Below are 12,271 nucleotides of genomic sequence, written 5' to 3'. Positions count from 1 at the left end.
TCAGCAAAATGAAGCTTAAAAAAACGATTATTGGTTGTACGATCGCGTTACTTGCATTCAGTGCAGCGGGCTGTACTACAAAAACAGCTACCGAAGAAACACCAGCAAATGAAACAGCAAGCTCAACCCCAGCAGCTACAACAGCAACTACGGATGCAACACCACAAGCAGCTATTGACCCGTTAGCCAAGTATGATCCTCCCATTGAAATTACAGCTGTAAAAAAGATTTCGGATGGCACAAAATATCTAAATGGCGACAGTTTGGAAAGCAACGTCTGGTCAAAGGCTTATGAAGAAGCACTAGGCATTAAAATCAAATATCTATGGACTGCTCCGCAAGCTCAATATGAACAAAAATCGAATATTGCCATTGCTACAGCAGATTTGCCTGATGTGATGGAGGTTAACGTAACACAATTGAAGAAAATGGCCGATGATGGCCAATTGGAAGATTTAACGGATGTTTACAAGCAATATGCAGCCCCATTTACCCAAGAAATCTTGGCATCGGATGGTGGTAATGCCATTAAATCAGCAACTTTTGATGGTAAACTACTTGCCCTTCCACAAATGGGCTCTGGATTAGGCCAGACGGACGTCCTGTGGGTACGTTCTGATTGGTTGAAGAAATTAAACCTGCCTGAGCCGAAAACAATGGCAGATGTCTTGAAAATTTCTGAAGCCTTCACAACTCAGGATCCAGATGGCAACAGTAAAGCGGATTCGTTTGGTTTAGGAATGAATAAAGATGTCGCGGATGGAGCGGGGAATTATTTTGCCGCTACGGAAGGTTTCTTTAACGGCTATCATGCTTATCCTAACATCTGGGTGAAGGATGCTGCTGGTAAATTGGTTTATGGAAGCACTCAGCCTGAAATGAAAACAGCATTAGGAAAGCTGCATGAGCTTTATGCTGCTGGCCAAATTGACAAAGAGTTTGGTACTAAGGATGCAGGCAAGGTTAAAGAAGCAGCGAATGCTGGAAAATTAGGCATGCTGTACGGCTACTTTTGGAATATTGGCGCTGGCTGGCTGCAGGATGGCAAAGTAGCTAACTCAGCAGCAGAATGGACTCCATATGCAATTCCAACAATCGATGGACAGCCTGCTAATGCCCAAGTTCCTTTTGCCATCACCACGTATTTTGTAGTTAAAAAAGGTGCGAAGAATCCAGAAGCTGCGCTTAAGATGTTAAACCTGGCGCTTGAGAAGAATTACGGTAAAACCGCAGAGCCTGAGAAATTCAATGTAGATAAAGATGGAACAGCTGTATTCTCCTACGCTTTACTTTACGGAGAAGCTCCTCGTAAAAACTTAGACGCCTATTTACATGTTACAAGCGCGCTTGAGTCTAAAGATGCCTCACAATTAAATGCCGAAGAAAAAGGTTATTACGATAACAGCTTGAAATTCTTGGCTGGAGATGTCAACTTCTACGGCAATTACAAAATGTATGGACCGCTGGGTTCACTTTCCGTAATCGATGGCTACTCGAAGAATAAAACTTTAATGGATGACCAATATTTTGGCGCACCAACTACAACGATGACTCAAAGCAATTCGACACTAAAAAAGCTGCAAATCGAAGCCTTCACCAGTATTATAATTCGCGGGAAGATGGAAGAGTTTGATCAGTATGTTACTAAATGGAAACAGCTTGGTGGAGATAAAATTACAGAAGAAGTGAATACCTGGTTTGCCACTCAGAAGTAATCTGTCAGCTTGCCAAGAATGTATGCTGATAGGAGGCCATTATGCTAAGAAAAAGAACGTTGCGGGAACTGCCTTTTCACCTCATGATCTTACCGGGCGCTATACTGGTGTTCATTTATAGCTACGTTCCTATGGCGGGTATAATTATGGCATTTGAACGGTTTTCTCCAACGAAGGGGATGTTTACATCCCCTTGGGTTGGATGGGCTAACTTCAGATTTATGCTGAATCTACCGGACATTTTCCAAGTCTTGTGGAATACCGTTTTCATTGCAATTATGAAAATAGTGCTAGGTGTTATAATACCCGTTATATTTACATTGCTATTAAATGAGATTAGAAAACGCTGGTTCAAACGAAGCTTACAAACGATTATTTATTTTCCGCATTTTTTATCATGGATTATTCTCAGCGGTATCATAATTGATATTTTATCGCCATCTTCGGGGATAGTGAATCAATTGCTCGGCTGGTTTGGGATCGAACCGATTTATTTTCTAGGCGATGTGAGCTGGTTTCCGTATACCTTGGTTTCGACTGATATTTGGAAGGAATTTGGTTATGGTACGATCATTTATCTGGCAGCATTAACAGGGATTGATCCCACGCTTTATGAAGCAGCTAAGATGGATGGGGCAGGACGTCTTAAACAAACACTTCATGTTACCTTGCCAGGCTTGCTGCCGATTATTATGGTGATGACTATCCTCAGTATGGGCAATGTGCTTAACGCTGGTTTTGAGCAAGTATTCAATTTGTATAGTCCCCAGGTATATAAAACGGGTGATATTATCGACACACTGGTTTTCAGACTCGGGATGGTTGACGCAAATTATGGTGTTGCCACAGCCGTTGGATTATTTAAGTCCGTCGTTTCATTTACGATGCTTGGCGTAGCTTATGCATTAGCTTATCGGTATACGGATCATCGTATCTTTTAAATGAAAGGAAAGGAAGGCAAACATCATGACTACGCATAAATCATGGAGCGGAACAGTTTTCTCCGTCTTTAATTATACGTTTTTAATCCTGATAGCAGCAGCTTGTCTGCTTCCAATGATCAATGTGCTGGCTATTTCTTTTAGCTCCAGTACAGCGGAAAGCGCGGGTCTGGTAAAGCTATGGCCGATTGATTTCACTTTAAAATCCTATCAATTTGTGCTGAATAAGCCTGAATTTATAACTGCATTTCTGATTTCATTAAAGCGGGTAGCTGTAGGAGTTCCAGTGAATATGCTGCTCACGATCCTTATTGCTTATCCTTTGTCTAAAGATAAACGAATTTTTAGATACCGCAATACGTATGCTTGGTATTTTGTCATTACAATATTATTCAGCGGCGGGCTAATTCCGTGGTTCATGACCATTAAAGCTACAGGTATTATGGATACTTTCTGGGCGCTGATTCTACCTGGAGCTGTACCTGTATTTAATGTCATCCTCATGCTAAATTTCTTTAAGTCATTGCCGCCAGAGCTCGATGAATCTGCCTTAATGGATGGAGCCAGCGCTTGGCAAACCTTGTGGAAAATTGCCTTGCCACTGTCTATGCCGGCTGTTGCCACACTAACTTTATTCTGTATCGTCACCCATTGGAATTCCTGGTTTGAAGGCTTAATTCTGATGAATAATCCAATCCATTATCCACTGCAAAGCTATCTGCAAACTGTTGTTGTCAATCGGGATATAAGCTTGTTATCCTCAGCAGACCAAGTAACACTTGCCACTGTCTCCGAAAGAACCTCGCGTGCAGCTCAGGTTTTTGTAGCAACCTTGCCTGTATTGCTGGTTTATCCCTTTTTACAAAAGTATTTTGCTGAGGGCATTATGTTAGGCAGTGTCAAAGGTTAACTCAACTTACAAAATAAATCACACAGAATGGAATGATCATATGCCAAAAATAACTTTTCTTGGAGCAGGAAGCTCAATATTTGCCCGTAATGTACTGGGAGACTGCATGCTCAGCCCAGCATTGGAGTCTGCCGAAATGGCCTTGTATGATATCGATCCAATTAGATTAAAGCAATCCGAATTGCTCTTAAAAACCCTCAGTGCTAATTTAGGTGGAAAAGCGAAAATAGTTGCTTATGACGATCCGCGCGCGGCGCTAGCTAACGCCAATTATGTGGTTAATGCGATTGCGGTTGGCCCTTACGATCCAACGATTCTCGCTGACTTTGAAATCCCCTTAAAATACGGCTTAACACAAACCGTCGCTGATACCCTTGGTGTGGGAGGTATTTTTCGAGCACTGCGGACAATTCCAGTAATGTTGGATTATGCCCGCATCATGGAAGAAGTATGCCCCAATGCTTGGTTATTGAATTACACCAACCCAATGGCCAGCGTTACTGGAGCGATTCTGCATGGATCGAATGTCAAAGCAGTTGGCTTATGCCATAGTGTACAGGTTTGTGCCAAGGATCTGCTTGAGCCGTTTGGGATTAACACAGATAATGTCCGCGCACGTATTGCCGGGATTAATCATCAAGCATGGCTGCTGGAATTGGAGAAGGACGGGGTAGATATTTACCCGGAGATTAAGGCAAAAGCATTAGCTAGAACGGAAAAACATGGCGATATGGTAAGATGCGAGATTATGAAAACATTTGGCTACTATGTAACGGAATCGAGTACGCATGCTGCTGAATATTTGCCTTACTTCATTAAAAGCCGCTATCCAGAGCTGATGGAAGATTTCAGAATTAACACTGGCATGTATAAAGAATGGGGACCTAATCGCGAGAAATACTGGAAGCAATACATGCAAGAGCAGCTGGAGAATAAACAGCAGACTCATGTTCGGACGTTTGAGTATGCCTCATACATTATGGAAGCGATTGAAACGAATCGGACCTATGAAATTGCAGGGAATGTATTAAATACCGGGGGGCTTATCGCTAACTTACCGAGAGAAGCTACGGTTGAAGTACCTTGTCTTGTCAACGCCAACGGGATTACGCCTTGTTATGTTGGCAGTCTTCCACCGCAATGTGCGGCTATTAATCGGACAAACATTAATACTCAGCTTCTGACGATAGAAGCCGCGTTAACGGGTAAACGCGAGCATGTTTATCATGCAGCGCTGCTAGATCCACATACATCTGCGGAGCTGTCCATTGCGGATATCACCAGCATGGTCGACGAGCTTCTTGAAGCACATAAAGAGTGGCTTCCAGTTTTCAAGTAAATCGATTTTAAAAACGGGTCTTGCCTGATCATCAGGTTAAGGCCTGTTTTTGATTTCTCAAATTGACTTTAATCGAACGATCGCTTATTATAGAGCAAAGCTCAAGCGAAAATACGGCTATTTTTACAACAATCTAAATCGGAAATGGGGAGGGTTTATCTTGAAAATAAGAGCGATTATAACAGGAGTTACAGGAATGGTAGGCGAAGGGGTCTTACATGAATGTCTGCAGCATCCTGATGTGGAGCATGTTTTAGTGATTAATCGTAGACCCTGCGGAGTTACACACTCCAAGCTAACTGAAATCATTCATAAGGATTTTCTGGATTTATCGGCAATCAAATCTCAATTAAGCAATTATAATGCCTGCTACTTTTGCTTGGGTGTAAGCTCTGTTGGTATGAAGGAGGATGAGTACTCGCGATTATCGTTTGATCTTACTATCCATATGGCAGAAATGCTCTCAAGTTTGAATCCAGATATGGTGTTCTGCTATGTATCTGGAATGGGGACGGATAGTACAGAGAAGGGAAAAAGCATGTGGGCAAGAGTGAAAGGCAGAACGGAAAATCATCTCCTACAGCTGCCTTTCAAAAAAGCTTACATGTTTCGGCCTGCCTACATTCATCCAACCAAGGGATTAAAAAATACGAATAAATATTATTACGCATTGATGTGGCTTAATCCCATTCTCAAGGCATTTTTCCCAAGCGTTACTTCATCCCTGAAGGAAATTGGCATTGCGATGATTCATACTGTCACTAAAGGGTATGACAAATCTATTCTAGAGAGCAAGGATATCGTGAAATTGGCTAAATCCTAACCGGATACATTTGACTGATCTCATAATCTAATTCATCTGAGCTTAATAATACAGCTGTTTTATCTGGGTAATTATTCTCAATATGCCGCTCGCCCCAAGCACATAATGCATCTAGTATGTGTGTAAGTGAGCGGCCATATTCCGTTAAAGAATATTCTACCTTAAGCGGGACCTGATCATAGGTTTCTCTAAGGATTATGCCATCTTTTTCTAGCTCTCTTAACTGTTGAGTAAGCATTTTTTGCGTAACACCTGGCATTAAACGCCTCAGCTCGCCCGTTCTGAGAATTCCCTCCCCTTTAGTCAGAAAACAAAGGATGACTACCTTCCATTTCCCTCCAATAACCTCTAATGCAGCTTCAACCGGAATGTTATATTTTTTCATAGCTATATCCCCCATAGGCACTTTTTAGTTTCTAGGCACTTGAAAGTGCGTACTGTTTATTTCATTGTTTTCCGTTCATAATAACATTCAAGTAGAATTTTTACTAGAAAAGAACGGAGGTTATTGTATGAACGCAGTTCAGAAACCCATATCTATTGCGCAGAAAAAAGGAGGTGCGTTTGCATTATTTGCTTTAGCGATTGCTGCTTTTGGAATTGGCACCACTGAGTTTGTTCCCATTGGTTTATTGTCGTCTCTAGCAGATGACTTGAATATATCCATTACAGTAGCTGGCTTATTAATCTCTGGTTATGCGATGGGAGTTGCATTTGGTGCACCGATTTTAACAGCATTAAGCAATAGAATGGATCGAAAAAGCTTGCTTTTGCTCCTGATGGTTACTTTTATTATCGGGAATTCAATTGCTGCTCTATCTACAAGCTTTGGCTTATTATTAGTGGCCCGGATTGTAACTGCATTTTCGCACGGGGTATTTTTCTCTATAGGATCAACGATTGCGGCCGACTTAGTACCCGAACATAAAAGAGCAAGTGCAATAGCGTTTATGTTCACAGGCCTTACCGTAGCTACTGTTACAGGAGTTCCACTTGGTACATTTATCGGACAGGCCTTTGGCTGGAGAACAACCTTCTGGGGTGTTGCTGCTTTAGGGGTAATTGCTATTATTGCCATTTCAATATTGGTTCCTAAAAGCTCAAAACAAGCTAAACCGGCAAAGATGAGTGATCAGTTAAAGGTCTTGCGCAGCGGTCCTTTGTTGTTAGCTTTTTCAATAACAGCTTTAGGTTATGGCGGGACATTCGTTGCTTTCACTTACTTGGTGCCGATTCTTGAGGATATTACCGGATATGTTCCAAGCTCAGTCAGTATCCTTTTACTAATTTACGGAATTGCCGTTGCTGTTGGGAATGTGATTGGCGGTAAAGCGGCTGATAAAAACCCGATTAAATTTTTATTTTGGATGTTTGTTGCGCAATCGATCATTATGGTTATTCTAACTTTTACAGCACCATTTAAGCTTGCCGGAACGGCGACGATCATTTTACTCGGATTGTTTGCCTTTATGAATGTACCTGGTTTACAGGTTTATGTGGTCAAGCTAGCGGAAAGGCACGTACCCTCAGCCGTAAATCTTGCTTCAGCATTGAATATCGCTGCCTTTAATTTAGGGATTGCAATTGGTGCACTAGTGGGCGGCTTAATCGTTGACTCAATCGGACTTATTCATACACCTTGGATTGGCGGCTTGATGGTTTTTGGTGCTGTGCTTTTAAGCGGCTGGAGTGGAGCTATTGAAAGAAAGCACGTTCAATTTCAATTAAAAAGGAGAGCATTCAAATGAAAATCGAATCTATAAAAGATACTGCAATTCTTGCAAATGGCGTTAAGATGCCTTGGCTAGGCTTAGGGGTATTTAAAGTTGAAGAAGGTCCGGAGCTTGTAAATGCAGTAAGGCTGGCGATTATAAATGGTTATCGCAGTATTGATACAGCTGCTATTTATGGAAATGAAGAAGGAGTTGGACAAGGAATTCGTCAAGGAATTGTAGATGCAGGAATTTCGCGAGAGGAATTATTCATAACCTCCAAGCTTTGGAATGCTGATCAAGGCTATGAGACAGCTTTGGCTGCTTTTGACAAAAGCTTGTCTAAGCTTGGACTCGATTACTTGGATTTATATCTCATTCATTGGCCAGTAAAAGGGAAGTATAAAGATTCATGGAGAGCTTTAGAAACCATTTATCAGGCTGAAAAAACTAGAGCTATTGGTGTAAGCAATTTTCATATTGGACATCTCAAGGATTTGCTGCAGGATGTGAAGGTGCGGCCGATGGTCAACCAAGTGGAGCATCATCCGAGATTAGCACAGAAGGAATTACGAGCTTTTTGTGCGGAGCAGGGAATTCAGTTCGAAGCCTGGTCACCTTTAATGCAAGGGCAATTATTAGATAATCCTGTATTGCTCCATATTGCCTTGAATCATGGGAAATCAGTCGCTCAAATAATTCTGCGTTGGAATTTGCAAAATGGAGTTGTCACCATTCCGAAATCGACTAAAGAACAGCGGATTATCGAGAATGCAGCTTTGTTTGATTTCAATCTGACTCCTGAAGATATGCAGCAAATAGACGGATTAAACGAGAATCGTCGAGTTGGACCTGACCCGGACAACTTTAATTTTTAAGGGATCATACTGAAAACCCCCAAAGCTTTGGGGGTTTTTTCTAAAACTAATTGCCTCAATAGCTTAAACTGATCCGCCATTAATACGAATGGTTTGACCTGAAATCCAACGAGAATCATTGCTTGCCAGAAATGCAACCACAGAGGAAATATCTTCAGGCTCACCTAACCGATTAAATGAATTTGTACTAGCAAGCTGGTTAATTAGTGCCTCTGATTTGCCGGTAGTAAATAGCTCAGTATTAACGGGACCTGGAGCAACTGTGTTAATTGTAATTCCTCTGGGTCCTAATTCTTTTGCTAATTGGCGTGTGAATTGTTCAACAGCACCCTTGGTTCCTGCATATACGCTATAAGTCGGAAACATGTAGCCAACGACAGAGGTGGAGAAATTAATAATTCGTCCATCTACACCCATATGTTTAACTGCCTGCTGAATAGCAAAATAAGTGCCCTTTACATTTATTGCAAATTGTCTATCGAAGTCTTCCTCTGTTACCTGATCGATCGGCTTAGTTGCCATCACACCAGCATTATTGACCAAGATATCGATTTTTCCATATGTAGCAATGGTTTGATTAAACAGCTGCTCGATGTCGGCAACCTTGCTAATATCAGCACGAATAACAATGGCTGTGCCGCCTTCGCTTTCGATCTCTTGGACAACTTTATCGGCTGCTTCTTGATCGGCAGAGTAATTGATAACTACCTTGGCTCCTTGGGAAGCTAATAATAAAGCAATAGATCTGCCTATTCCACGTGAGCTTCCAGTTATGATAGCTACTTTTTCCAATAAGGGTTGATGTTTCATTGATTATTCCTCCAATAAGTTTATTGTTTGGTTTAACTTCGCTGGGTGAGACCCTTCATTAATAAATTCCACACAACGTTAAATGAATAATGAATTTCTGGATTTAGCCAATCCTGAGCATGGGAGGGATGATGAAAGCGGCTGGTTGCTATAAGAATAGCTTGAGCCGTCTCCCTAGGTTCTATTCCGTTAAAGGTTCCAGCTGTAATTCCATGTTCAATTGTAAGAGTAAGAAGATCAACGATATGTGTGAGATGAAGCTCTAAGACTTCTCTTGCTTCTGAAGCAAGAGTTGCGTATGTCGCGAACATTTCGGGATCAGCTAAAGAGCTCTGTTGTTTGCTCTTAATTAAATGCTCAACGAGCTGGAACAGCTTAACCTCTGGAGGCAGATTCAAACTAATAATGGCATTCATTGGCTCAGTTATGCGATCAAGCCAGCGTTCGGTGACCGCATCACGAAGCGCTGTCTTACTGCTGTAATATTTATAGATTGCTGCATGGCTTACATTAAGTGCTCTAGCGACATCTAACAAATTGGCTTTTGCAGGCCCAAACCGTCGCAAAACTTCCTCTGCCTTATCTAAAATAATTTCTTTGCTTAAAGGAAAATCCGCCATAGCAACTTCATTCCTTTCTTTGATTTAAACTTATATTAGCATATGCGAATACAACTTACAAGTTACATAATATTATAATTGTAACTATAAATACTCAAACATATTAAACTTAATAAACCTCTAGTCTTTCTCTTGACAATTAATTATCCTAGTATTAGAATAAATAATAATAGTGTAACTAAATGGAGGTTATTTTTATGAACATACAAATTATGAATCCAAAGGACCAGGGTAAAGGCGAGTTTGATGAGGGGAAGATTATTGTACAAAAGCCGATTGGGTTTTCAGGGGAAGGTTCGACGATTAATAGATTAGGCCCGCTGTTTTATTGGTCATGGGCGCTTGCAGATTCTAAATCTGGCCTTGGTTTTCACCCCCATCAAGGCTTTGAAATTATGTCTTATGGATTAGCTGGTCAAGGCACACATCGAGATACATTAGGGACAGAAAGCACTATGACAGCTGGTGATATTCAATTAATGCAGGCCGGATCAGGTATTTCCCATGCTGAAAGTGTTGAAGCTGGTTACGAAGGCTTTCAAATTTGGCTGGAGCCCAACTTGAATGATGCTGTAAAACGAGTACCTACTTATGCTTTATTCAAGCATGAAGAATTTCCCATATCTACAGCTAACGGAGTCCAGATTAAGACCATATTGGGTGAAGGTTCACCTGTCGAAATGGTAACAGAGGCTCAAATGATTGATATAGAAATTGAAAAAGGAGCAAGCTTCGTACACCGCATATTGCCAAACTGGACTATTGCGGCACTGGCAATTAGAGGCGGAGGAACATTCAAGACAATTGGCCAGCAGGCTCAATCCTTCGAGCACAAAGACTTTATCGTTTTCCAATCGGATGAAGAGGATGAAGTTAAGCTTGAAGCTAGCGGAGAAAAGCTAAGAATTATTTTCATTGAAATTCCGACCAAAGTCGACTATCCTTTGTATCATAAGCGCAAGTAAGGGGGATTCAAATGTCAGATAACGAATATGCTCGTCAAGAGCTTGATTTGAGACTCATTCGTATAATTAGAAAAATGGCAGATGTCCTTTTTGAGAACCTGAGAAATGATATTAATCGATATGGGTTGGATGCGGAGACATTTCAGATTTTTGAACTGCTTTATAGTAAAGGCCCGTTGCCTATCCAGAAAATTAGTGAAAAGCTGAAAATTCCAAGTGGCAGCATTACATATGTTGTAGATAAACTTGAAAAAAAAGCTTTTGTCCAACGTGCATCAGTTCCTGGTGATCGTCGGAAAACCAATGTAATGCTTACAGAGGAAGGGCAAGTGCATTTTGCGGATATTTTTCCAAAGCACGCACAGGTCATTTCTGAGAATCTTTCTTCTGTGACGGATGAAGAGAAGCTTGTGCTTATTGCATTACTTAAAAAAATCGGTTATGGTGCAAGTGAAAGCCAAAGTTGATCAAGGAGGGATTACATGATTGAAGTGTTTCCGGCGGAGTCGCGTTACCAGAAGGATTTAGGCTGGTTGAAGGTCAAATTAAGCTTTTCATTTGGGGATTATTTTGATCCTAATAATACAGCCTTTGGAGTTATGCGAGTGTGTAACGATGATGAGGTGGCAGCTGGGCTTGGATTCGGACCACATCCACATAGTGATATGGAGATTGTGACAGTAGTCCTTGCTGGTGCTGTTAGACATGAAGATAATTTAGGCAATATTAAAGTAACCTCTGTCGGGGAAGTCCAACGGATGACAGCTGGTTCGGGGATTATCCATGCGGAATATAATGATTCTGCAACAGAAAAGCTTCATGCTTTGCAGCTATGGTTTATGCCTAATGAGTTGGGTTTGAAGCCTTCATTTGAAATCAGTGGTTATGATCTAGCAGATTTGCATAATGCCTTGCTTCCGATACTTGATCCAATTGGATCTGAACATACTGTAAAAATTCATCAAGACATGACGCTGTATTTAAGCCGTTTGGATAAAGGAAAAGAGTTAAGCTTTCAGCAAGCGGAAGGCCGGCGAATATTTATTTTTACAATTGAAGGTAGTTTAACCGTAAATGAATCAAAGCTTGATGAAGGCGATACTGCACGTATTGAATCCCAGTCTCATTTGAGCATCCGCGCTGAAGAAGCTGCGTTTCTGATGCTGATCGATCTGCCGTAAATTTGAATTGGAGGGTTGAAGATGAATGAAGTATTGTTGGTCAAGCATGCTGTTGGAGGTCGAACTTTTATTCATACAGGGAATAACCCCTTAGAGTATTTCGTTTCCAATCAAGGCGAGGGCTGGAGATTTATCATAAAAGTGGGTTTAGACGAGAATGTCCAAGAAATCCTCAAATGGAAAACAGAATTAAATGTTTTTTTATTTCAGGATTATGAAGATTTGCCGACCAAAAAGATTTGGTTCTATACCAAGGGTATAGTGGATTATAATGAACAAGCCCAAGAGCTGTCTATAGAGGCTGAATCCAAAATCGAGTATGTACCAGATGAATTTAGTAAATAAGGTCATGGAATATATTGCAAAGTATGTAAAGG

The 12,271-nt window shown here is 41.1% G+C and carries 14 protein-coding genes; 11 read left to right on the top strand and 3 right to left on the bottom strand.

The annotated features are described in order from the left end of the window. The first annotated feature begins 8 nt into the window (after positions 1-8). The 5 genes from EHS13_RS21525 to EHS13_RS21505 all read left to right on the top strand — a co-directional run bounded on the left by EHS13_RS21525 (position 9) and on the right by EHS13_RS21505 (position 5,728). Positions 9-1,715 (top strand): extracellular solute-binding protein, encoded by a 1,707-nt coding sequence (locus EHS13_RS21525; RefSeq protein WP_227013467.1) that lies wholly within the window; start codon positions 9-11, stop codon positions 1,713-1,715. 41 nt (positions 1,716-1,756) lie between these two features. After that, entirely contained in the window at positions 1,757-2,656 is a 900-nt protein-coding gene (locus EHS13_RS21520) for an ABC transporter permease (RefSeq protein WP_155702363.1), read from the top strand. Between the two features lie 25 nt (positions 2,657-2,681). Continuing rightward, on the top strand, positions 2,682-3,566 hold the full coding sequence (locus EHS13_RS21515; RefSeq protein ID WP_155702362.1) for a carbohydrate ABC transporter permease: 885 nt from the start codon (positions 2,682-2,684) through the stop codon (positions 3,564-3,566). 40 nt (positions 3,567-3,606) lie between these two features. After that, positions 3,607-4,905 (top strand): alpha-glucosidase/alpha-galactosidase, encoded by a 1,299-nt coding sequence (gene melA, locus EHS13_RS21510; protein ID WP_155702361.1) that lies wholly within the window; start codon positions 3,607-3,609, stop codon positions 4,903-4,905. Positions 4,906-5,065: 160 nt separating this feature from the next. Continuing rightward, positions 5,066-5,728, top strand: a complete 663-nt coding sequence (locus tag EHS13_RS21505; RefSeq protein WP_155702360.1) for an NAD-dependent epimerase/dehydratase family protein — start codon at positions 5,066-5,068, stop codon at positions 5,726-5,728. On the opposite strand, the gene EHS13_RS21500 is transcribed toward EHS13_RS21505, so the two are convergent. Continuing rightward, complete coding sequence (locus tag EHS13_RS21500; RefSeq protein ID WP_155702359.1) at positions 5,718-6,113, bottom strand: winged helix-turn-helix transcriptional regulator; 396 nt, start codon at positions 6,111-6,113, stop codon at positions 5,718-5,720. The two genes, EHS13_RS21505 and EHS13_RS21500, sit on opposite strands and share 11 nt — an antisense overlap. 127 nt (positions 6,114-6,240) lie before the next feature. Between EHS13_RS21500 and EHS13_RS21495 the strand changes: the two genes are divergently transcribed. Both EHS13_RS21495 and EHS13_RS21490 read left to right on the top strand, forming a co-directional pair. After that, positions 6,241-7,476 (top strand): MFS transporter, encoded by a 1,236-nt coding sequence (locus EHS13_RS21495; protein WP_405083515.1) that lies wholly within the window; start codon positions 6,241-6,243, stop codon positions 7,474-7,476. Continuing rightward, positions 7,473-8,318, top strand: coding sequence for an aldo/keto reductase (locus EHS13_RS21490; RefSeq protein WP_155702357.1), 846 nt, complete (start codon positions 7,473-7,475; stop codon positions 8,316-8,318). Before EHS13_RS21495 ends, EHS13_RS21490 begins: the two co-directional genes overlap by 4 nt. A 63-nt stretch (positions 8,319-8,381) precedes the next feature. On the opposite strand, the gene EHS13_RS21485 is transcribed toward EHS13_RS21490, so the two are convergent. Together EHS13_RS21485 and EHS13_RS21480 are read right to left on the bottom strand one after the other, a co-directional pair. After that, positions 8,382-9,128 (bottom strand): SDR family oxidoreductase, encoded by a 747-nt coding sequence (locus EHS13_RS21485; protein WP_155702356.1) that lies wholly within the window; start codon positions 9,126-9,128, stop codon positions 8,382-8,384. A 32-nt stretch (positions 9,129-9,160) separates the two neighbouring features. Next, on the bottom strand, positions 9,161-9,748 hold the full coding sequence (locus tag EHS13_RS21480) for a TetR/AcrR family transcriptional regulator (RefSeq protein ID WP_155702355.1): 588 nt from the start codon (positions 9,746-9,748) through the stop codon (positions 9,161-9,163). Positions 9,749-9,945: 197 nt separating this feature from the next. Between EHS13_RS21480 and EHS13_RS21475 the strand changes: the two genes are divergently transcribed. The 4 genes from EHS13_RS21475 to EHS13_RS21460 are packed head-to-tail and all read left to right on the top strand — an operon-like array spanning position 9,946 to position 12,239. Continuing rightward, positions 9,946-10,713 carry a pirin family protein gene (locus tag EHS13_RS21475; RefSeq protein WP_155702354.1) on the top strand — a complete coding sequence of 256 codons (768 nt, stop codon included), beginning with the start codon at positions 9,946-9,948 and terminating at the stop codon, positions 10,711-10,713. 11 nt (positions 10,714-10,724) lie between these two features. Next, positions 10,725-11,180, top strand: a complete 456-nt coding sequence (locus EHS13_RS21470; protein WP_155702353.1) for a MarR family winged helix-turn-helix transcriptional regulator — start codon at positions 10,725-10,727, stop codon at positions 11,178-11,180. Positions 11,181-11,195: 15 nt separating this feature from the next. Beyond that, a complete protein-coding gene (locus EHS13_RS21465) occupies positions 11,196-11,894 on the top strand; it encodes a pirin family protein (RefSeq protein WP_155702352.1) in 699 nt (232 codons plus the stop codon). A 21-nt stretch (positions 11,895-11,915) separates the two neighbouring features. Continuing rightward, a complete protein-coding gene (locus EHS13_RS21460; RefSeq protein ID WP_155702351.1) occupies positions 11,916-12,239 on the top strand; it encodes a hypothetical protein in 324 nt (107 codons plus the stop codon). Positions 12,240-12,271: the final 32 nt, after the last annotated feature.

It is taken from the genome of Paenibacillus psychroresistens, assembly GCF_009728935.1.
Taxonomy (GTDB): Bacteria; Bacillota; Bacilli; order Paenibacillales; family NBRC-103111; genus Paenibacillus_AC; species Paenibacillus_AC psychroresistens.
The sequence above is the reverse complement of the archived record's forward strand: the minus strand, read 5'-3'. Positions and strand labels throughout refer to the sequence as shown.

Excerpts from the sequence above, each read along its gene's own strand:
- EHS13_RS21485 (WP_155702356.1), bottom strand. The coding sequence starts at position 9,128 with ATGAAACATCAACCCTTATTGGAAAAAGTAGCTATCATAACTGGAAGC.
- EHS13_RS21480 (WP_155702355.1), bottom strand. The coding sequence starts at position 9,748 with ATGGCGGATTTTCCTTTAAGCAAAGAAATTATTTTAGATAAGGCAGAG.
- EHS13_RS21525 (WP_227013467.1), top strand. The coding sequence starts at position 9 with ATGAAGCTTAAAAAAACGATTATTGGTTGTACGATCGCGTTACTTGCA.
- melA (WP_155702361.1), top strand. The coding sequence starts at position 3,607 with ATGCCAAAAATAACTTTTCTTGGAGCAGGAAGCTCAATATTTGCCCGT.
- EHS13_RS21490 (WP_155702357.1), top strand. The coding sequence starts at position 7,473 with ATGAAAATCGAATCTATAAAAGATACTGCAATTCTTGCAAATGGCGTT.
- EHS13_RS21495 (WP_405083515.1), top strand. The coding sequence starts at position 6,241 with ATGAACGCAGTTCAGAAACCCATATCTATTGCGCAGAAAAAAGGAGGT.
- EHS13_RS21470 (WP_155702353.1), top strand. The coding sequence starts at position 10,725 with ATGTCAGATAACGAATATGCTCGTCAAGAGCTTGATTTGAGACTCATT.
- EHS13_RS21515 (WP_155702362.1), top strand. The coding sequence starts at position 2,682 with ATGACTACGCATAAATCATGGAGCGGAACAGTTTTCTCCGTCTTTAAT.
- EHS13_RS21500 (WP_155702359.1), bottom strand. The coding sequence starts at position 6,113 with ATGAAAAAATATAACATTCCGGTTGAAGCTGCATTAGAGGTTATTGGA.
- EHS13_RS21465 (WP_155702352.1), top strand. The coding sequence starts at position 11,196 with ATGATTGAAGTGTTTCCGGCGGAGTCGCGTTACCAGAAGGATTTAGGC.
- EHS13_RS21475 (WP_155702354.1), top strand. The coding sequence starts at position 9,946 with ATGAACATACAAATTATGAATCCAAAGGACCAGGGTAAAGGCGAGTTT.
- EHS13_RS21520 (WP_155702363.1), top strand. The coding sequence starts at position 1,757 with ATGCTAAGAAAAAGAACGTTGCGGGAACTGCCTTTTCACCTCATGATC.
- EHS13_RS21460 (WP_155702351.1), top strand. The coding sequence starts at position 11,916 with ATGAATGAAGTATTGTTGGTCAAGCATGCTGTTGGAGGTCGAACTTTT.